Here is a 22,676-nt window from a genome sequence, read left to right as displayed (position 1 = left end):
CGGGTCCGGCGGTCAGTCGCCGGCCGCGCCGGAGCCGGCCTTGGCCAGCCGGATGAGCTCGTCGGCGCCCAGTTCGTCGATGGCGGTGTCACCGGCGCCGGTGTCGCCGTCGGCGTCGGCGTCGGCGTCGACGCCGGCGCGCGCGGGCTCCGGTCCGTCCGGTGCCGTGCCGCCGGTGAGCCCGTCGAGGAGGGCCGCGCCGAGCCGGTCCACGGTGGGGTGGTCGAAGATGACGGTCGCGGGCAGGGTGAGGCCGGTGGCCTCGGCGAGCCTGCCGCGCAGCCGGACGGCGGCGAGCGAGTCGAAGCCGAGCTCCTTGAACGCGACGTCGTGGCCGATGCGGCCGGTGCCGTCGTGGCCGAGGACCTCCGCGGCCACGGTGCGGACGAGGTCGACGAGCACCTTGGCGCGCTCGCGCGGGGTGAGGGCGTCGGCCAGGAGGCGGCGCAGGCCGTCGGAGGCGTCGGAGGCCGGGGCCGCGGTCCGCAGGGCGCGCACCTGAGGGATGTCCGAGATCAGCGGGCTGGGGCGGAAGGCGGTGAAGCCGGTGACGAAGTGCTCCCAGTCGAGGTCGGCGACGGTGACGCAGGTGTCGTCGAGGTCGAGGGCGCGGCGGAGGGCCTGGATGCCCTGTTCCGGGGACATGGGGGCGAGGCCGCGCTCGGCGTAGAAGTCGGTGACGCCGTCGTCCGCGCCCATCCCGCCGCCGCCCCAGAGCCCCCAGGCGACGGAGGTGGCGGTGCGGCCCCGGGCGCGGCGGCGTTCGGCGAGGGCGTCGAGGTGGGCGTTGGCGGCGGCGTAGACGGACTGACCACCGCTGCCCCAGACCGCGGCACCGGAGGAGAACAGCACGAACGCGTCCAGCTCGGCGTCCGCCGTCAGCTCGTCCAGCAGCTCCGCGCCCACGGCCTTCGCGGCCAGGACATGCGCCGCCTCCTCGGGAGTCACCTCACCCAACGGCGTCACCTGCGGCACACCCGCCGCATGGAACACCGCACGCAACGGCACACCCGACTCCCCGATACGCGCCAGAAGGCCCTTCACCGAAGCCCGGTCCGCGACGTCGCACGCCGCGAACGTCACCTTGGCGCCCAGGTCGCCGAGTTCGGCCTCCAGTTCGGCGGCTCCCGGCGCGTCGGCGCCCCGGCGGCCCGCCAGGACGAGGTGTTCGGCGCCCTCCCGGGCGAGCCAGCGGGCCACGTGCCCGCCGATCCCCCCGGTGCCGCCGGTGACGAGGACGCTGCCGCGCGGCCGCCAGGCGCGGTGCGCCGTGCTCGCGCCGTCGCGGGCGGGGAGCATGCGGCAGCCGTACGCGCCCGACGCGCGCAGGGCGATCTGGTCCTCGCCCGTCGCCCCGGACAGGACGCCGACAAGCCGCTCCCAGTCCCGTTCGGCGGGGTCTGCGGGCAGGTCGACGAGGCCGCCCCACCGCGTCGGGGCCTCCAGGGCGGCGACCCGGCCGAGGCCCCAGAGGCGGGCGGCCGTCGGCGAGGGGGACTCGCCGGGTCCGACGGCGACGGCGCCGCGGGTGGCGATCCAGACGCGGGCCTCGGAGGCGGCTTCCGTGACGGCCTGGACGACCCGCAGGGCGGTCGCGGTGCCGTCGTCGAGCGGCTGGTCCCCGGTGGTGGCGACGGGGGGCAGCAGAAGTACGCCCGTGAGTCCGCCGGCGAGTCCGGCGAGGCGGTCCGCGAGCCCGGCCCGGTCCGCGCCGGCCGGGTCCAGGGTGTGCCGCAGGACCGTCGCCCCGGCCGCGCCGAGGGCGGCCCCGGCGGCGTCGGCCGCGGACGCCTCGGTGGCCGGGGTGTCCACGAGCAGCCAGCTGCCGGTGGGCGGGGTGGTGCCGGTGGTGTCGAGGGCGGTCCACGCCACTCGGTAGCGCCAGGACTCGGCCGGTGCGGCGGCCGGGGGCGCGGCGCGGCGGGCGACGGTGGTCGGCAGCCAGAAGCGGTCGCGGCGGAAGGCGTACGTGGGCAGGGGGACGCGGCGGGCGCCGGTGCCCTCGAACAGGGGGTTCCAGTCGACGCGGACGCCGTGTGCGAAGGCGGCGCCCACGGAGGCGCGGAACCGGGCGAGGTCGCCTGAGTCCCGGTAGAGGGTGCTCAGGGCGGTGGCGCGGACGCCCTCGGCGTCGGCGACCTCGTCGACCGCCGCGCCGAGCAGCGGGTGCGGGCCCATCTCGACGAACGTGCGGTGGCCCTGGCGCAGGAGGGTGCGCAGGGTGGCGGCGAACTCGACGGGTTCGCGCATGTTCCGGTACCAGTAGGCGGCGTCGAGTTCCTCGGGGGCGTGCTCGGCGGCGGTGACGGTGGAGAAGAACGGCAGCCGCGCGGCGGTGGGCCGCACCCCGGCGAGGGTGCCGAGGAGTTCGGCGCGGAACTCCTCCACCTGGGGCGAGTGGCCGGCGAAGTCGACGCCGGGCAGCGGCCAGCGCAGCACCCCGTCGGCGGAGAGCCGTGCGCCGAACTCCTCCAGGGCGGCGGCGTCTCCGGCGACGGTGACGGACGCGGGGCCGTTGACGGCGGCGACGGAGACCCGGTCCGCCCAGGGGCCGATGAGCTCGCGGACCCGGTCGGCGGGTGCCATGACCGAGAGCATGCCGCCGTTGCCCGCCAGCCGGCCCCAGAGCCTGCTGCGTTCGGCGATCACCCGGGCGGCGTCGGCCAGGGAGAGCGCGCCGGCCGCGTGGGCGGCGGCGACCTCGCCCTGGGAGTGCCCGACGACCGCCGCGGGCCGCACGCCGTGCGCCTCCCACAGGGCGGCGAGGGACACCATCATGGTGAACAGGACGGGCTGGACGACGTCCGCGCGGTCGGTCGGCGGGGCGCCGGGGATGCCCCGGAGGACGTCGAGGACGTTCCAGTCGAGGTGGGGCGCGAGGGCGGTGGCGCACTCCTCGGCCTTCGCGCGGAAGGCGGGGGCGTCGGCGAGGAGCCGGGCGCCCATGCCGGGCCACTGGGAGCCCTGGCCGGGGAAGACGAAGACGGGCGCGCGGTCGCTGCCCGCCTCGCCGAGGGTGACGTCCTTGTCCGCGCGGCCCTCGGCGACGGCCTGGAGCCGGGCGATCAGCGCCTCTCGGTCGTCGGCCAGGACGGAGGCCCGGTGCGGGAGCGCGGCGCGCGTGGTGGCCGCGGACCAGGCGGCGTCGGCGGGGGTGAGGTCCGGGTCGGCGGCGAGGTGCGCGGCGAGCCGGCGGGCCTGCTCGCGCAGGGGTTCCGCGCCGTCGGCGGACAGCGGGAGGACGGTCGCGGGGGCGACCGGGGCCTGTTCGGACAAGGGCTCCACGCCGCGGGCGGACGGCCGGGGGGCGGTCGAGGAGGGCCGGGCGGACGGGGCCTGTTCGCGTGAGGGCTCCGGCCCGTCCGCGGCGAGCGGGAGGCCGGACCCGGCGGACCCGGCGCCCGGGACCGCGGCGGCGACCGGGGCCTGTTCCAGGATGACGTGGGCGTTGGTGCCGCTGACGCCGAAGGAGGAGACGGCGGCGCGGCGCGGGCGGTCGTCCCGGGCGGGCCAGGGCCGGGCCTCGGTGAGGAGCGCGACCGCCCCGGAGTCCCAGTCGATGTGCGACGAGGGGGCGTCGACGTGGAGGGTGCGGGGCAGCAGGCCGTGCCGCAGCGCCTGCACCATCTTGATGACGCCTGCGACTCCGGCGGCGGCCTGCGTGTGCCCGATGTTGGACTTGAGCGACCCCAGCCACAGGGGCTCGCCCTCGCGCTCACGCCCGTACGTCGCCAGCAGCGCGCCCGCCTCGATCGGATCGCCCAACGGCGTCCCCGTACCGTGCGCCTCGACGGCGTCGACCTCACCCGGCGTCAGACCGGCGTCGGCGAGGGCGTCCCGGATGACCTTCTGCTGCGCCGGACCACTGGGCGCCGTAAGCCCGTTGCTCGCGCCGTCCTGGTTCACGGCGCTGCCCCGCACCACCGCCAGGACACGATGGCCGTTGCGGCGGGCGTCGGACAGCCGCTCGACGAGGAGCATGCCGGCGCCCTCGGCGGGGCCGAAGCCGTCGGCGGCCTCGGCGAAGGGCTTGCAGCGGCCGTCCGGCGCGAGCCCGCGCTGCCGGGAGAACTGGACGAAGAGGGCGGGGTCGGCGAGGACGGTCGCGCCGCCCGCGAGGGCGAGGTCGCACTCGCCCCGGCGCAGCGACTGGGCCGCCAGGTGGAGGGTGACCAGGGAGGACGAGCAGGCCGTGTCGACGGTCAGCGCGGGGCCCTCCAGACCGAGGGCGTAGGCGACGCGTCCGGCGGTGAAGCTGACGATGCCGGCCAGGAGCTGCGCTTCCAGCTGGGCGTCGAGGTCGGCTTCGGGGTGTCCGGCGGCCTTCTGGTAGCCGCTCTCCCAGGCACCGGCGAAGACGCCGGTGCGACTGCCGCGCAGGGAGCGCGGGTCGATGCCGGCGCGTTCCAGGGCCTCCCAGGAGGTCTCCAGGAGGAGGCGCTGCTGCGGGTCCGTGGCGAGCGCCTCGTTGGGGGAGATCCCGAAGAGGCCGGGGTCGAACTCGTCGGCGCCGCGGACGAACCCGCCCTCGCGGCAGTAGGTGGTACCGGCCCGGTCCGGGTCGGGCGAGTACATCGCCTCCAGGTCCCAGCCGCGGTCGGCCGGGGCCGGCGCCACGGCGTCGGTGCCCGTGCGGAGCAGCTCCCACAGGTCCTCCGGGCCCCGGACGCCGCCGGGCAGCCGGCAGGCCATGCCGACGACGGCGACCGGCTCGTGGGCCCGGTCCTCGACGGCGCGCAGCCGCTCGGTGGCCCGGTGCAGCTCGGCCGTCACGTGCTTGAGGTAGGCGCGCAGTTTCTCTTCATCCGCCACAGTGGTTCTTCCCTTCGGGGACGGCGCGGTTCCGGGGCGATCCGGTTCCGGCCGGAGGTTCAGGAGGTGCCGTAGCGCTCGTCGATGAACGCGAAGATCTCGTCGTCGTCCGCGCCCCGGAGGGCGTCGGCGATGTCCTCGGCGGGCCCGTCGTCCGGGTCCCCGGGGCCGCCGGGGGCCGCCGCCGGGTCGTGGAGGCCGCGCCAGCGGTCGGCGAGGGCGTCCAGGCGCCGGGCGACGCCGGACCAGCCGTCGTCGCCGTCCGGTGCCGGCGCGGTGGTCGCGAGGGCGTCCGGGGTGAGGGCGGCCAGGGCCGCCTCGATCCGGTCGAGTTCGGCGAGCAGCGGTGCCGCGGCGCTCGGCCGGGCGGCCGTCAGGAGGCCGTCGAGGTGACCGGCCATGGCGGCCGGGGTGGGGTGGTCGAAGACCAGGGTCGCGGGGAGCCTGAGCCCGGTGGCGGCGCCCACGCGGTTGCGCATCTCGACGGCGGTCAGCGAGTCGAAGCCCGCGTCCTTGAAGGGCCGGTCGGAGCGGATCCCGTCGGCGGAGTCGTGGCCCAGGACGGCGGCGACGTGCTCGCGCACGAGGTCGAGGAGCCGGTCGTGGCGCTCCTCCGGGGAGAGCGCGGCGAGGCGCGCGGCGAGCTCCTCGCCGGTGCCGGCGCCCGGGCCCGTACCGCCGGCGCGGGCTCCGGCCCGGTCCGCGGGGGCGGCGGTGACCAGCTCGGACAGCAGGGGCGGGACGGTTCCGGCGGCGCGCAGCGCGGCCGGGTCGAGGCGCATGGGGACCTGCACGGCCTCGTCGAGGGCCAGGGCGGCGTCGAGGAGGGCGGTGCCCTGACCCGCGGACATGGGCGGGAAGCCGTTGCGGGCGAAGCGGCGGCGCAGGTTCTCCTGATCGAGGGTGCCGGCCATCCGGCTGGTGTCGGACCACAGGCCCCAGGCGAGGGAGACGGCCGGGAGGCCGGCGGCGCGGCGGCGGGACGCGAGGGCGTCGAGCGCGGCGTTGGCCGCCGCGTAGTTGCCCTGGGCGGGGCTGCCGAGCAGGCCGGAGCTGGAGGAGAAGAGGACGAAGGCGGTGAGGTCGAGGTCGCGGGTGAGCGCGTCCAGGTGTGCCGCCGCGTCGAGCTTGGGTGCCAGGGCGCGGCGCATCCGGTCGGGGGTGAGGGCGGTCAGGACGCCGTCGTCGAGGACGCCCGCGCTGTGCACGACCGCGGTCAGCGGGTGTGCGGCGGGTACGGACGCGAGGAGGCGGCGGAGCGCGCCGGGGTCGGCGACGTCGCACGCGGCGACGGTCGCGGAGGCGCCCATCGTGGTGAGCTCCTCGACGAGTTCGGGGGCGCCGGCGCCGTCCGGGCCGCCCCGGGAGGCGAGCAGGAGGTGGCGGACGCCGTGCCGGGCGACGAGGTGCCGGGCGATACGGGCGCCGAGGGTGCCGGTGCCGCCGGTGACGAGGACGGTGCCGTACGGGCCGAAGGCGGGCGGCATGGTCAGGACGAGCTTGCCGACGTGCCGGGCCTGGCTGATCGTCCGCAGGGCCTCGGGGGCGCGGCGGACGTCGTGCGGGGTGACCGGGAGGGGGTGCAGCGCACCCCGGGCGAAGAGGTCCATCAGTTCGGTGAGCATCCGGCCGAGCGCCTCGGGTCCGGCCTCGTTGAGGTCGAACGCCCGGTAGCGGACGCCAGGGTGGTCCTCGGCGACGCGCGCGGGGTCGCGGACGTCGGTCTTACCGAGCTCCAGGAACCGGCCGCCGGGGGCGAGCAGTCCGAGGGAGGCGTCGGTGAACTCCTTGGTGAGCGAGTTGAGGACGACGTCGGCGCCGGCCGCGCCGTTCGTACCGGCGAAGGCGGTGGCGAAGTCGAGGGTGCGGGAGGAGGCGAGGCGCTCGGCGGGAACGCCCAGGCCGCGCAGCGTCTCCCACTTGCCGGGGCTCGCCGTCGCCAGTACCTCGGCACCGAGGTGGCGGGCGATCTGGAGGGCGGCCATGCCGACGCCGCCGGCGGCGGCGTGCACCAGGACGGTCTCCCCGGCGCGCAGCCCGGCCAGGGTGACCAGGCCGTAGTAGGCGCTGAGGAACACGGCGGGCACGGACGCGGCGGTGGCGAACGTCCAGCCGTCCGGTACGGGTGCGAGGAGCCGGTGGTCGGCCACGCACACCGGGCCGAAGCCGCCGTCCCACATGCCGAGGACGCGGTCGCCGGGGGCGAACCGGGTGACGCCGGGGCCGGTTTCGGTGACGATGCCGGCGCCTTCGGTGCCCATCTCGGCCTCGCCGGGGTACATGCCGAGGGCGATGAGGGCGTCGCGGAAGTTCACCCCGGTGGCGCGGACGGCGACGCGCACCTGGCCGGGTTCCAGCGGGGCGTCCGCGTCGGGGGCGGGGACGAGCGCGAGGCCGTCGAGGGTGGCGTCGGCGCCGCGCCGGAGCCGCCACGCGCCGGGCCCGTCGGGCGGGGTGAGGGACCCCGACGGTGTGCGGCCGGGTCCACCGGGGCGGGTCAGCCGGGGGACGTGGACGGTGCCGGCGCGGACGGCGGTCTGGGGTTCGCCGGTCGCGAGGGCGGCGGGCAGGGCCCGTACGGAGGCCGGGTCGTCGTCCAGGTCGACGAGGACGAACCGGCCGGGCTCCTCGGCCTGCGCGGAGCGCAGCAGGCCCCAGACGGCGGCGGCGGCCGGGTCGGTGACATCGGCGTCGCCGCGTACGGCCACGGCGCCGCGGGTGGCGACGACGAGGCGGGTGCGCTCCGGCGCCGAGGGGCTGCCGAGCCAGTGCTGGACGGCTTCGAGGGTCCGGGAGACGACGGCGCCGACGCCGTCGGCGAGGGCCCGCGCGTCCCGCTCGGGGTCCCCGGTGGGGTCGATGGCGCCCGCGGGCACGCCGAACACGACGGCGTCCGGGGCGGGTCCGTCGGCGAACGCCCGCGCGTCCCGCTCGGGGTCCCCGGCGGTGTCGCCGTGCCCGTCGGGCGCACCGGGCACCACGGCGCCCGGGACGGACACGCCGGCGGTCTCGGGCGCGGGCTCGCCGGGTGCGGTGAGCAGGCCGGGCAGGTGCGCGTCGGCGGACCCGGCGAGGCCCAGGGCGTCCGGCCCGGCGAGGATCCAGCGGGCGGGCGGGGTGGTGGTGCCGGGCAGCGCCCGCCAGGCGACGTGGAACAGCGCGTCGGCGCTCACCGGGCGGCCGTCCAGGAGCTGTTCGGCCTCGACGGTCCGCATGAGGATGGAGCCGATCTCGGCGACCGGCCGGCCGTCGGGGTCGGCGCACTCGACGCGCACCGCGTCCTCGGCGACGGGCGAGATCCGTACGTGGAGCCGGTCCGCGCCGGTGCGGTGCAGCCGTACGTCCCGCAGCGCGAACGGCATCCGGACGCGGCCGTCCTCGGGGAAGAACCCGCCCAGGCTCATGGCCTGGAGGGCGGCGTCCAGCAGGGCCGGGTGGAGGCCGAAGCGGGCGGCGTCGGCGCGGGCCCGTTCGGGCAGGGCGACCTCGGCGTGGAGGTCGGCGCCGGAGCGGTGCGCGGACACGAGGCCGCGGAAGTACGGGCCGTAGCCGTAGCCCAGTTCGGCGAAGCGTTCGTAGAAGTCGCCGGTGTCCAGGGGTTCGGCACCGGGCGGCGGGGCGATCCCCGTGCCGTCCGCGTCCGCCGTGCCGTCGTCGCCGGTCAGCAGGCCCTCGGCGTGCAGGGTCCAGGCGGCGGCACCCTCGGCGCGGCCGTGCACGGTGAAGCGGCGGGCGTCGTCGGCGCCCGGGGCGCCGACGGTCAGCCGCAGCCGGCGGCCGCCGGTGCCGGGCACCACCAGGGGCGCGGCGAGGGTGAGTTCCTCGATCCGGCCGGTGCCCGCCTGGCGGCCGGCCCACAGGGCGAGGTCGGCGAAGGCGGCGCCGGGCAGCAGCACCGACCCCATGAGCGCGTGGTCGGCGAGCCAGGGCGCGCCGTCGACGCCGACACGTGCGGTGTAGACGTGCTCGCCGGAGCCGGGGAGTTCCACTCCCCCGCCGAGCAGGGGGTGGTCGGCGACGTCCAGGCCGAGGGAGGCCGGGTCGCCGCCCCGGGCCGTGGGGCTGTACCAGTAGCGCTCGCGCTGGAAGGGGTAGGTGGGCAGGGTGACCTGGCGGGAGTCGGGGCCGAAGACCGCTTCGGCGTCGATCTCCACGCCGTGCGTGTAGGCGCGGCAGACGGCGGCGCCCAGCCAGCGCGGCCCGCCCTGGCCGCGGCGCAGGGTGCCGAGTACGGCGGCGGAGGCGCCGGCGTCGGTGATGGTCTCCTGGAGCGAGACGGCCAGCATGGGGTGCGGGGCGGTCTCCAGGAACGCGTCGTGGCCGTCCTCCAGGAGGGCGCGGGTGGCCTGCTCGAACTCCACGGGTTCGCGCATGTTGCGGTACCAGTAGTCGGCGTCGAGCTTCGCGGTGTCGAGGAGTCCGCCGGTGACGGTCGAGTAGAAGGGGATCGCGGAGGACCGGGGCGCGACGGGGGCCAGGACCTCCAGCAGGTGGTCCTGGAGGGCGTCGACGTGCGGCGAGTGGCCGGCGGTGTCGACGCCGGGGATCGGGCGGGCGTGCACGCCCTCGGCGGTCAGCTCGGCGACGAGTCCGGCCAGGGCGTCGGGGTCGCCCGCGACGGCGCACGTCTCGGGGCTGTTGACGGCGGCGACGGCGAGCCGGTCGCCCCAGGCCGCGAGCCTGGTCCGCAGGTCGGCGGCGCGCATCGGCACGGCGACCATGCCGCCCTTGCCGGCCAGCCGCAGCCATGCCCGGCTGCGCAGGGCGACGATCCGCGCCGCGTCGTCCAGGGAGAGGCCGCCGGCGACGTAGGCCGCGGCGATCTCGCCCTGGGAGTGGCCGACGACGGCGGCCGGTTCGACGCCCAGGGAGCGCCAGGTCGCGGCGAGCGAGACCATCATGGTGAACAGCACGGGCTGGACGACGTCGACGCGTTCGAGCGAGGGGGCGCCGGGCTCCCGGTCCAGGACGTCCAGCACGGACCAGCCGAGGTACGGGCGCAGGGCGGCGTCGCAGGCGCGCACGCTCTCCCGGAACGCCCGGGAGCGGTCGGCCAGTCCGTCGGCCATCTCGGCCCACTGCGAGCCCTGGCCGGGGAAGACGAAGACGACATGGTCGGCGGTGCCGCCGGCGGTGCCCTTCATCACGAGCGGGTGCGGGCGGCCCTCCACGAGGTCGTCGAGCGCGGCGATCAGCTCGGTGAAGTTCTCGCCGACGACGGCGGCCCGCTGCTCGAACCGGCTGCGGGTGGTGATGAGGGTGTAGCCGACGTCGGCGGGGTGCAGTTCGGGGTGGGCGAGCAGGTCCGCGCGCAACCGCCGCGCCTGGTCGCGGAGTGCCGCCTCGTTGTGCGCGGACATCATCAGCGGCACGGTCACCCCGTGCCACCACTCCTCGGACCACACGTCACCGGCGGTGTCGGGGGCGGGCGGGAGGAGTCCGGGGGCGGTGGGCGCGGGCGGTTCCTCGACGACGACGTGGGCGTTGGTGCCGCTGATGCCGAAGGAGGAGACGCCGGCCCGGCGCGGGCGGTCGTCCCGGGCGGGCCACGGCCGGGCCTCCGTCAGCAGCTCGACGGCGCCCGCGTCCCAGTCCACGCGGGACGAGGGGGCGTCGACGTGCAGCGTCCGGGGCAGGAGGCCGTGCCGCATGGCGAGGACCATCTTGATGACGCCGGCGACCCCGGCGGCGGCCTGGGTGTGGCCGATGTTCGACTTCACGGACCCGAGCCACAGCGGGTCGCCCTCGCGCTCGCCGCCGTATGTGGCGAGGAGGGCGCCGGCCTCGATGGGGTCGCCGAGGGAGGTGCCGGTGCCGTGCGCCTCGACGGCGTCGACGTCGGCCGGGGTCAGCCCGGCGTCGGCCAGCGCCTCCCGGATGACCTTCTGCTGGGCGGGGCCGCTGGGCGCGGTCAGGCCGTTGCTGGCACCGTCCTGGTTGACGGCGGTGCCGCGGACGACGGCGAGCACCGGGTGGCCCTTCTCCTGGGCCTCGGACAGCCGCTCGACGAGGAGCACGCCCGCGCCCTCGGCCAGGCCGACGCCGTCGGCGGCCTCGGCGAACGCCTTGGAGCGGCCGTCCGGGGAGATCGCCCGCTGCCGGCCGAACTCGACGAGCATCTCCGGCGTGGACATCACCGTGGCGCCGCTGACCAGCGCCATGTCGCACTCGCCGCGGCGCAGCGACTGCACGGCGAGGTGCAGGGCGGCGAGCGAGGCCGAGCACGCGGTGTCGACGGTGACGGCGGGGCCTTCGAGGCCGAAGACGTACGAGAGCCGGCCGGACATCACGCTGGCCGAGTTGCCGGTGGCGATGTAGCCGTCGAAGCTGTCGTCGCCGTCCTGGAGCAGCGGCACGTAGTGCTGCCCGTTGGTGCCGACGAACACGCCGGTGCGGCTGCCGCGCAGTTCCACCGGGTCGATGCCGGCCCGCTCGAAGGACTCCCAGGCGGTCTCCAGGACCAGGCGCTGCTGCGGGTCCATGGCGAGGGCCTCGCGCGGGCTGATCCCGAAGAAGCCGGGGTCGAACTCGGCGGCGTCGTGCAGGAACCCGCCCTCGCGCACGTAGGTGTGGTGGCCCGGGGAGTCGGGGTCGGGGTCGTAGAGGGCGTCGTTGTTCCAGCCGCGGTCGGTGGGGAAGGGCGTGATGGCGTCGGTCTCGCCGGTCAGCAGGTCCCAGAGGTCCTCCGGTGACCGGACGCCGCCGGGCAGCCGGCAGGCCATGCCGATGATGGCGACGGGCTCGTCGGCGCGGGCCGGGGCGGTGGGGCCGGTGGCGGCGGTGTCGCCGCGGCCGAGGAGCTCCTCGCCGAGGTGGCGGGCGAGAGCGGCCGGGTTGGAGTGGTCGAAGACCAGGGAGGCGGGCAGGGTCAGGCCGGTCGCGGCGGCGAGCCGGTCCCGGAGCTCGACGGCCGTCAGCGAGTCGAAGCCGAGGTCGCGGAAGGCCCGCGCGCTGTTCACCGCCTCGCCGGAGTCCTGGCCGAGGACGGCGGCGGCGTGGGTGCGGACCAGCCGCAGCAGGGTGGCGTGCCGCTTGTGGCCGGACTGCGCGGACAGTTCGCGGACGAGCTCGGAGGTGGACGGGTCGGCGCCGGCCGCGGCGCGTTCGGCGGCCCGCAGCCGGCGGACGTCGGGGATGTCGTCGAAGAGGACGGCCGGGCGCACGGAGGTGTAGGAGGCGGCGAAGCGGTTCCAGTCGACGTCGGCGACCGCGCCGGTGGCACTGCCGCGCTCCAGCGCGCGGCGCAGCGCGCGGACGGCGGCACCGGGGTCGAGCGGAGCCAGGCCGCGCCGGTTCATGAACGCGGCGTCGGCCCCCTGGGCGGGCACGGCGCCCGCCCACGGACTCCAGGCAACCGAGACGGCGTGCAGCCCTTGGGCGCGGGCGCGTTCGGCGAGCGCGTCGAGGTGCGCGGTGGCGGCGGCGTAGCACCCCTGGGAGGCGCCGCCCCAGACGCCGGAGACGGAGGAGAAGAGGACGAGGGTGGGGAGGGGGGAGGGGAGGGGGGTGGCGTCTTGGGGGTCGGGCGAGCCGGCGGCGCCGATGGTTCCGGCCGGTCCGGCGGGGTCGGCGGCCTCGGTGAGCAAGTCGGTCAGGTGGTCGGCGGTTGTCGTTTTGGTGGCTACGGCGGCGGCGATGTCGGCCGGCGTCGTGGCGGTGAGGGGTGTCAGGGGCACGAGGGGCGGGGCGTGCATGACGACGGTGGGCGCGTACGTGTCGAGGAGTCCGGCTAGGGCGGCCCGGTCGGTGACGTCGCACCGGACCGGCACGACGGTGTCCGTACCGGCGATCCCGGCCGCCTCGACGGCCTCCGCGTCGGCCTCCGGTCCGGCGAGCACCACGCGTTCGGCGCCGTCCTCCAGCAGCGAGCGGACGAGCGCACCGGGCACTGTCGTGAGGTCGCCGGCGACGAGGACGGTGCCGCGGGCACGCCAGGCGGGCCGGTCCGGCCCGGCCGGGGTCCGCAGGACCCGGCGGCCGAAGACGCCGGACGTCCTGATGGCGATCTGGTCCTCGGCGCCGGGGTCGGCGAGGACGCCCGCGAGCCGTTCGTAGACCCGCGCGTCGGGGCGCTCCGGCAGGTCGACGAGGCCGCCCCACCGGTCGGGCAGTTCGAGGGCGGCCACCCGGCCGAGGCCCCACAGCTGGGCTCCCGCGGTGGACGGCACCTCGTCGGGCGAGGTGGCGACGGCGCCCCGGGTGACGGTCCACAGCGGTGCGGTGCCGCCGAGGCCGGCCAGCGCCTGGACCAGGGCGAGGGTCGCGGCGACGCCGGTGGCCACGGCGGGGTGGCCGGGGTGGGCGTCCGCGCACAGGCCGAGCAGGGACACGGCGCCGGTCACGGCGGTGTCGCCGTTGACGGCGGGTTCGATCAGGGTGCGCAGGTCGTCACGGGTGGCGCGGGCGGCGTCCACGGTGACGCGGCGGACGGTGCCGCCGAAGGAGGCGATGGCCTCCTCCACGGCGTCGGCGACCGCCGTGTGGGCGCCACCGGCCGGTACGACCAGGAGGCGGAGCCCGGGGCGCCAGCCGCCGGTGGCGGGGCGCAGGCCCTTCCAGGCGACGTGGTAGCCGAGGCGGTCGTCGGCGGTGGCGGGCGGCTCGGGGGTTGCGCCTGTGGACGTGAGGGCATCCGTAAGGGCCTCAGCGGCGGCGGAACGTTCGGGCGCCGGGGCGGCGTCGTGGTCCGCCGGCGCGACCCAGTAGCGCTCGCGCTGGAAGGCGTACGTCGGCAGGTCCACCACGCGTCCGCCGGGGTGGAGCGCGGACCAGTCGACGGGTACGCCCGCGACCTGGGCCTCCGCGGCGGAGGTGAGGAAGCGCCGCAGGCCGCCCTCGCCACGGCGCAGGGAGCCGACGGCCGGTACGGCGGGGGCGTCAGCGGGGCCGTCGACGACGGTAGTGGTTCGGGCCCCGGTTCCGGTTCCGGTCTTGCTTCCCGCTCCGGTCCCGGTTCCCGTTCCGGCTCCGGCTCCGGTTCCAGCTCCGGCTCCGGTTCCGGCTCCTGCCGCCGGGCTCTCCACCGTCTGGCGGATCCCGACCGTGAGCACGGGGTGCGGTGAGCACTCGACGAACGCGTCGACCCCGTCGGCGAGCATCGCCCGCACCGCGGGCTCGAACCGCACCGTGCGGCGCAGGTTGCGGTACCAGTAGGCGGCGTCGAGCGTGGCCGTGTCGACAGGTGCCGCGTCGACGGTGGAGTAGAAGGGGACGTCGGCGCGGCGCGGCCGGACGGGGGCGAGCGCGGCCAGGACCTCGTCCTGGATCCGCTCGACGTAGTGGGAGTGCGAGGCGTAGTCGACGTCGATGCGGCGGACCCGGGCCCCTTCGGCCTCCAGGGCGCGCAGCAGCGCGTCCAGGGCCTCGGGCTCCCCGCAGACGACGGTGGACTCCGGGCCGTTGACGGCGGCGATCTCGACGCCTGCGAGCTCGGCGGCCCCGGCGGACAGCCGTGCCTCGACGTCGGCGGCGGGGAGTGCCACGGAGGCCATGCCGCCGCGGCCCGCGAGCTCCCGGGCGATGATCCGGGAGCGCAGGGCCACCACGCGGGCGGCGTCGTCCAGGGAGAGCGCACCGGCGACGCAGGCCGCGGCGATCTCGCCCTGGGAGTGGCCGACGACGGCGGCCGGTTCGACGCCGAGGGAGCGCCAGAGCGAGGTGAGCGCCACCATGACGGCGAAGGTCGCGGGCTGTACGACGTCGACGCGGTCGAGACCGGGCGCGCCGGGGACGCCCCGCAGGACGTCGGTGAGCGACCAGTCCACGTAGGGGGCGAGCGCGGCCGCGCAGCGTTCCAGCTCCGCCGCGAAGGCGGGGACGGTGTCGAGGAGTTCGGCGCCCATGCCGGCCCACTGCGAGCCCTGGCCGGGGTAGACGAAGGCGACCCGGCGTACGTCGGCGGCGGTGCCGGTGACGGCGTCCGGGGTGATCTCCCCGGCGGCCAGGGCGGCGAGGGCGTCCACAGGGGCTCCGTGGCTCCGGTCGCCGAGCAGCACGGCCCGGTGGGCGAGCGCGGCGCGTCCGGTGGCCAGGGAGCGGCCGATGTCGGCGGGCGGGACGCCGGGCGTGCGCCGGAGGTGGGCGCGGAGGCGGGCTGCCTGCGCCCGGAGGGCGGGGGCGGTGGCGGCGGACAGAGGCCACGCGACGACGGAAGGGGCCTCGGCGAAAGGCGTGAAAGGTGCGAAGGGGGCGGACGGGGCGCCGGAGGCGGGGGCTTCCGGTGCCCCCGGTGCTACCGGCGCTGCCGGTGCCGCCGGCGCCTCCGCTGTCCCCACTGTCCCCGCCGTCCCCGCGGCAGGTGCCCCCACCGCGGGCGCCTCCTCGATGACCACATGGGCGTTCGTCCCGCTGACGCCGAAGGCCGAGACCGCGGCCCGGCGCGGCCGGTCCGCCCGCTCCGCCCACGGCTGATCCTCCGTCAGCAGCCGTACGGCGCCGGAGTCCCAGTCCACCTTGGCGGACGGGGCGTCGACGTGCAGGGTGCGGGGCAGCAGGCCGTGCCGCATGGCCTGCACCATCTTGATGACGCCGGCGGCGCCGGCGGCGGCCTGGGTGTGACCGATGTTCGACTTCAGCGAGCCGAGCCACAGGGGCTCGCCCTCGCGCTCACGCCCGTACGTCGCCAGCAGGGCGCCCGCCTCGATCGGATCGCCCAACGGCGTCCCGGTGCCGTGCGCCTCGACGGCGTCGACGTCGGCCGGGGTCAGCCCGGCGTCGGCCAGCGCGTCCTGGATGACCTTCCGCTGGGCGGGACCGCTGGGCGCGGTCAGCCCGTTGCTGGCACCGTCCTGGTTGACGGCGGTACCCCGTACGACCGCCAGGACCCGGTGACCGTTGCGGCGGGCGTCCGAGAGCCGCTCCACCAGCAGCACCCCGGCGCCCTCGGACCACGCCGTGCCGTCGGCGCCCTCCGCGAACGCCTTGCACCGCCCGTCCGCGGCCAGGCCGCGCTGGCGGGAGAACTCGACGAAGACCGTCGGCGACGCCATGACCGTGACGCCGCCGGCGAGGGCGAGGTCGCACTCGCCGCGGCGCAGCGACTGGACGGCGAGGTGCAGGGTGACCAGGGAGGACGAGCAGGCCGTGTCCACGGTGATCGCGGGCCCCTGGAGGCCCAGCGTGTAGGCGACGCGGCCGGAGGCGACGCTGCCCGCGGTGCCGAGGCCGAGCTGGCCACTGGGGTCGGCGGCGCTGCCGACCTGGTGGCTGCCGTAGTCGTGGTACATCACACCGGTGAAGACTCCGGTGCGGGTGCCGCGCAGCGACTCCGGCACGATCCCGGCCCGTTCCAGCGCCTCCCAGGAGGTCTCCAGGAGCAGCCGCTGCTGGGGGTCGGTCGCGGCGGCCTCGCGCGGGCTGATCCCGAAGAAGCCGGGGTCGAACTCGGCCGCCTCGTGCAGGAATCCGCCCTGGCGCACATAGCTCTTGCCGGGTACGCCCGGGTCCGGGTCGTAGAGCCCGTCGGCGTCCCAGCCCCGGTCCGTGGGGAACGGGGAGATCGCGTCGGTGCCGGCGGCGACCAGGCCCCACAGGTCCTCGGGCGAGGCCACCCCGCCGGGGTACCGGCACGCCATGCCCACGATGGCGATCGGCTCCCGGTCGGCCGACTCGGCCTCGCGCAGCCGCTCGCGGGTGCTGTGCAGGTCGGCCATCGCGCGCCGGAGGTACTCCCGCAGCTTCTCCTCGTTGGTTGCGGACACGGTTCTCCTCTGGGTCGTTCTCGTGGTGATCAGGGCTGGGCGGGACCGGCCGGGGCCGGGTGGTGCGGGTACGGCTACCGCGGGTCGTACGGACGATCCGGGGTGGAGCAGCAGCGGTCCGGTGGCGGCGGGCCGCCCGCGGGCGGCGCGGCGCGGCTCAACGGAAGTCGCTGTCGAACAAGTCGAAGAGTTCGTCGTCGGAGGCGGACCGGAGCCGGTCGGCGACGAGTTCGCCGCCGGGAGCGACTGCCGGGGCCTCGGTGCCCGGCGCGGGGCGGCCGGACGGGTGGGGCGGGGAGGGCGGGGAGGCGGGGGCCGCGGTGAGCCCGGCGAGCAGGCCGCGCAGCCGTTCGGCGGCGCGGGCCCGGCCGGGGGCGTCGTCGGGGGCGGCCGTGAGACTGCGCTCCAGCCGGTCGAGGGCGGTGGTCAGGTCGTCGGCCGGGCCGGTGGAGCCCGCGCCGGTGACGGCCGGGGCCGCCTCGTCCAGCTCGGCGAGCAGGAGTTCGGCGAGGGCCAGCGGGGTCGGGTGGTCGAAGACGAGGGTGGCGGGGAGCCGGAGGCCGGTGCGCGCGCCGAGCCGGTTGCGGAGGTCCACGGCGGTGAGGGAGTCGAACCCGGCGTCCTTGAAGGACCGTCCGGCGCCCACCGCGCTCCGGTCGCCGTGCCCCAGCACGGCGGCCACCTCGGTGCGGACCAGGTCGAGCAGGAGGGCCGTCCGCTCGGCGGCGGAGCGGTGCGCGAGGCGCTCCGCGAGGGCCGCGGCCGGGTCGGCGGGCACGGGGGACGGCAGGTGGCCGTCGGCGCCCGGTTCCGGGCGGGCCGCCGTCGCCGCGGTGGCGTCCGGTTCCCCGGCCAGGTCGCGCAGGACCTCCGGAGGCGCCACGCCGTCACGGGCGGCGGAGCGCAGGGCGGGCAGGTCCAGGCGTACGGGCAGCAGCGCGGGCTCCGGCCGGGTGAGCGCCCGGTCGAGGAGGTCCAGGGCGGTGCGGGTGTCGACCGGGGCGACGCCGGAGCGCCGGATCCGGGCGGCGTCCGCGCCGTCGAGCCCGGTGGCCATGCCGGCACCGGTCCACCAGCCCCATCCGAGCGAGAGGGCGTGGTGGCCGTCGGCGCGGCGCCGGGCGGCCAGGGCGTCCAGGAACGCGTTCGCCGCCGCGTACCCGGCCTGGCCCGCGCTCCCGAGGACCCCGGAGACTGAGGAGAACAGCACCAGCGACACGGGGGACCCCGGCTCGCGCGTCAACGCGTCCAAGTGGACGGCGGCGTCGGCCTTGGGCCGCAGCACGGCGTCGATCCGCTCGGGCGTCTGCGCGGGGAGCACACCGTCGTCCAGGACGCCGGCGGTGTGCACCACGCAGGTCAGCGGGTGCTCGCCGGGTATCCCCGCGAGCAGCCGGCGGACGGCGTCGCGGTCGGCGACGTCGCAGGCCCGGATCTCGGCCTCGGCCCCGAGGCCGGCGAGTTCGGCGGCCAGGGCGGCGGCGCCCGGCGCGTCCGGGCCGCGCCTGCTGACGAGCAGGAGGCGCCGTGCGCCGTGCCGTGCCACCAGGTGCCGGGCCGTCTCAGCGGCGAGCGCGCCGGTGCCACCGGTGATCAGCACCGTGCCGTCCGGGGCCGGCGGCCACGCCGCCCCTTCGCCGACGGGACTTCCGGGGTGCGCGGGTTCGCCGGTGACCCGTACGAGGCGGGGCACGGTGGCGCGGCCGGCACGTACCGCGATCTGCGTGGCGCCGGTGGCGAGGAGACCGGGCAGGGCACGGAGCGACTCCGGCCGGTCGTCGACGTCGACCAGGACGAACCGGCCGGGCTGCTCGGTCTGCGCGGTACGGACCAGCCCCCAGGCGACGGCCGCCGCGGGGTCGGTGACCGGGGTGGCTGCGGGGGAGGCCGCGGGGGCGGTGACCGGGGTGGCTGCGGCGGAGGCCGCGGGGGCGGCGCCGGCAGCTCGGGCACCGGCGGGTCCGGCGAGCGCGGCAGAACCGGCGCGTCCGGCGGGGCCGACGGGGCCGGCAGGCCCGGCCGCGCCCCGGGTGAGGACCACGAGCCGTGGCGCGTCGGCGGTGTCGGCCGCCCCGCCCGCCGGAGGTGACTGCACCGCGTGCAGCACCCGGCCCACGACCGTACGGACGCGGTCGACGAGTTCCTGGGGCGATTCCCCGTTCGGGGGCGGGGCTGTCAGGTCGAGGACGGCGACGTCGACGGGCGGCTCCGTGGACAGGGCCTCGTGCGACGCGCTCGCCCCTCCGTCCCTCGGGAGGACGCGTACGTCCACACCGGCGGCCCGCAGCCCGGTGAGCGTGGCGGCGGCCACGGGCCCGGTGACTGCCCAGTTCCCCCCGACGGCGGCGGCCGTGGTCGCGGTCACCAGGAGGGGCTTCCAGTCCACGCGGTGGAGCGGGGCGGCGGGGGCGGCGGGAAGCCGGTCGGCGGCGATACGGCGCAGCGCCAGCGAGCGGACGGTGAGGACGGGGGTGCCGTCGCGGTCGGCGGCCGTGATCGACACGGTCCCGCCGTCGCCGCCGTCGCCGCCACCACCCTCGGCCTCGCCCGCCACGACGCGTACACGCAGGGCGTGTCCGGCACCGGACGCCTGATGGCGCACCACGTCGGTCCAGGAGAACGGCAGCAGGCCGTGCCCGCCGCCGGCGCCCGGGCCGAGGAGCGCGATCGGGTGGAGCACGGCGTCGAGCAGCGCCGGATGCAGCCCGTAGAGGGCGGCGTCGGCGGCGGACTCGTCGGGCAGCCGCACCTCGGCGAAGACCTCGGCGCCGCGCCGCCACGCCGCGCGCAGCCCGCGGAAGGCGCCTTCGTACCCGACCCCGGCGGCGGCGAAAAGGGCGTACTGACCGGAGACGTCGACGGGGTCGGCACCGACGGGGGGCCAGGACCCGGTGAGGTCGGCGAAGGCCGCGTCGTCGGGGCGGTCGTCGCCGGGGCCGTCGCCGCCGGTGGGCGGGGCAAGCAGGCCGGAAGCGTGCCGGACCCAAGGGGCGCCGGTGCCCGCGCCCTGGGCGCCGCCCGCGCCGGGTTCCGGGCGGGCGTGGAGGGTGACTTCACGGGCTCCTCCGGCACCGGGGGCGCCCACGACGACCCGGAGCTGCGCCGGGACGTCAGGGTTCCAGACCAGCGGGGTCTCCAGGACCAGCTCGGCGACTCGTGGCAGGCCGATGCCCGTACCGACATGCAGGACGGTCTCCAGCAGGGCCCCTCCGGGAACGACTCCTCGGTCCCACACCAGGTGGCCCGCGAGCCAGGGAAGTTCCGAGGGCGCGAGCCTGCCGGTCCAGACGGTCGTGTCGGCACCGGGGAGTTCCACGGCGGCGGCGAGCAGAGGGTGCGCGACGGCGGTGAGACCGGCGGCCGGGAGGTCGCCGCCCGTGACGGGCTCCGGCGGAGCGGCCAGCCAGTACCGGTCCCGCTGGAAGGGGTAGGTCGGCAGATCGAGGCGGGGGCCGTAGGGGGCGTCCGGGACGGGAGGGAGAAGGGATATCCGGTGGCCACGGGTGTGGAGGGTAGCGAGGGCGGTGGCGAGGGCCTCCGGCTCGGGGTGGTCGCGACGAAGGGCCGGTACGAGCAGGGGGGCTTCGGGCTCGTCGTCGAAGCAGTGACCGGCCATGCCGGACAGGACCGCCTGCGGGCCCACCTCCACGAACACGTCCGCACCGGCGGCACGGACCGCACGTAAGCCGTCGGCGAAACGGACCGCCTCACGGGCGTGACGCACCCAGTAGCCGGGGGTACGGAGCTCGCCGGGAGCGGCGACTTCACCGGTCAGGTTCGAGACCACGGCCAGACGCGGCTCATGGAACTCCACCGTCGAGGCGATCTCGCGGAAATCGTCCAGCATCGGGTCCATCAACGCGGAATGGAAAGCGTGGGAGACCGGCAGCCAAGTGCACTTCACCCCACGATCGGCAAGGTGCCCGGCCATCGCTTCCAGGGCTTCCTTCTCGCCCGACAGGACCACCGAGGAAGGGCCGTTGACGGCTGCTGTCGACACACCGGCCGGAAGATCGGGCAGATCGCCTTCCGCCGCCCGCACCGACAGCATCGCCCCACCGGACGGCAACGCACCCATCAACCGGCCACGCGCCACCACCAACCGCGCCGCATCCCCCAACGAGAACACACCGGCCACACACGCAGCGGCGATCTCCCCCACGGAGTGACCCATGACCACATCAGCCCGGAGCCCGCGCGCTTCCATGGCCTTGAACAGGGCCGTTTCCAGGGCGAACAAGGCGGGCTGGGTGAACTCGGTGCGGTCCAGCAACCCCGCGTCATCCCCGAACATCACATCCCGGAGCGAACGACCGCCCACCGGACCCAGCTCACCGCACACCTCGTCCAACGCCGTCGCGAACACCGGATCCGAGGCGTACAACTCCCGCCCCATGCCCGCACGCTGAGCGCCCTGCCCCGTGAACAGGACAGCGATACGGCTTCCCCGCACGACCGTCCCCCGCACGACACCGTGCGTCTCATCACCGGCGGCGAGCACGTCCAGTCCCGCCAGCAACTCCCCGCCGTCGCGCCCCAGCACCACCGCCCGCTCTCCGAACGACGCACGCGTGGCGACCAGCGCGTGACCGACGTCGAGGGGCGAGAAGGACGAGAGCCCTTCGAGGTGTTCGCGCAGTCGCACCGCCTGGGCCCGTAGGGCCGGTGCGGTTCGCGCCGACAGCGGCCAGGCGAGCACGGCGGGCGGTCCGGCGTCGGGAGCCTCGGCGGCTTCCTCGACCGGCGGCTCTTCGACGATGACATGGGCATTCGTCCCACTGACGCCGAACGCCGAGACCCCCGCCCGGCGCGGCCGGTCCGCCCGCGCCTCCCACGGCCGGGGCTCACGCAACAGCTCCACCGCGCCCGAGGCCCAGTCCACTCGGGACGAGGGGGAATCGGCGTGCAGGGTGCGGGGCAGCAGGCCGTGCCGCATCGCCTGCACCATCTTGATCACACCACCCACACCCGCCGCGGCCTGCGCATGCCCGATGTTCGACTTCAACGACCCCAGCCACAACGGATCACCCACACGCTCCCGCCCGTACGTCGCCAGCAGCGCCCCCGCCTCGATCGGATCACCCAACGCCGTACCCGTACCGTGCGCCTCCACCGCATCGACATCGGCCGCGGACACACCCGCATCGGCCAGCGCCTCACGAATCACCCGCTGCTGAGCAGGGCCACTCGGCGCCGTCAGCCCATTACTGGCACCGTCCTGATTCACCGCCGTCCCCCGCACGACCGCCAGAACTCGATGCCCATTACGCCGCGCATCCGACAACCGCTCCACCAACAACACCCCGGCACCCTCCGCCCACGCCGTACCATCCGCACCCTCCGCGAACGCCTTGCACCTCCCATCCACCGCCAACCCACGCTGACGCGAGAACTCAACAAAAACCGTCGGCGACGCCAACACCGTCACCCCACCCGCCAACGCCAGATCACACTCACCCCGACGCAACGACTGCACCGCCAAATGCAACGCCACCAACGACGACGAACACGCCGTATCCACCGTCAAAGCAGGCCCCTGCAACCCCAACGTGTAAGCCACCCGACCCGAGGCGATGCTGCCCGCGCTGCCGTTCACCAGGTAGCCCTCGAACTCGGCGGGCGGCGGGGCGAACCTGGCCCCGTATTCGTCGTACATCACGCCGGTGAAGACTCCGGTGCGGGTGCCGCGCAGCGACTCCGGCACGATCCCGGCCCGTTCCAGCGCCTCCCAGGACGTCTCCAGGAGCAGCCGCTGCTGGGGGTCGACCGCGGTCGCCTCTCGCGGGGACATGCCGAAGAACTCCGGGTCGAACCGGGCCACGTCGTGCAGGAACCCGCCCTCGCGCACGTAGCTCTTCCCCGTCGCGTCCGGGTCCGGGTCGTAGAGCCCGTCCACGTCCCAGCCCCGGTCCGCCGGGAACGGGGAGATCGCGTCGGTGCCGGCGGCGACCAGGCCCCACAGGTCCTCGGGCGAGGCCACCCCGCCGGGGTACCGGCACGCCATGCCCACGATCGCGATCGGCTCCCGGCCGGCCGCTTCCAGTTCGGCCAGCCGGGACTTGGTCCGGTGGAGTTCGGTGGTGGCACGCTTCAGGTAGCTGCGGATCTTGTCGTTCTCGGTGCTCATCGCTGCCACTCACTCCTCGGCGTGCGGTCGTCGGTCCA

Annotated in this window: 2 protein-coding genes and 1 pseudogene; all 3 read right to left on the bottom strand. The window is 76.6% G+C overall.

Going from position 1 to position 22,676, the window contains the following annotated elements; genetic code table 11:
• Nucleotides 1-12 precede the first annotated feature (12 nt).
• Nucleotides 13-4,773: pseudogene (locus LUZ64_RS37160) on the bottom strand (type I polyketide synthase); the annotation flags it as partial.
• 98 nt (nt 4,774-4,871) lie between these two features.
• Nucleotides 4,872-16,511, bottom strand: coding sequence for a type I polyketide synthase (locus tag LUZ64_RS17050; protein ID WP_232389827.1), 11,640 nt, complete (start codon nt 16,509-16,511; stop codon nt 4,872-4,874).
• Between the two features lie 157 nt (nt 16,512-16,668).
• The gene (locus LUZ64_RS17045; RefSeq protein WP_232389828.1) at nt 16,669-22,638 is read right to left on the bottom strand and encodes a type I polyketide synthase; all 5,970 of its coding nucleotides are present in this window, start codon (nt 22,636-22,638) and stop codon (nt 16,669-16,671) included.
• Nucleotides 22,639-22,676: the final 38 nt, after the last annotated feature.

The sequence above is a fragment of the Streptomyces albireticuli genome (assembly GCF_021228125.1).
Classification (GTDB): domain Bacteria; phylum Actinomycetota; class Actinomycetes; order Streptomycetales; family Streptomycetaceae; genus Streptomyces; species Streptomyces albireticuli.
Note: the sequence above shows the minus strand (reverse complement) of the source record. Positions and strands in the feature narration are given on the sequence as shown.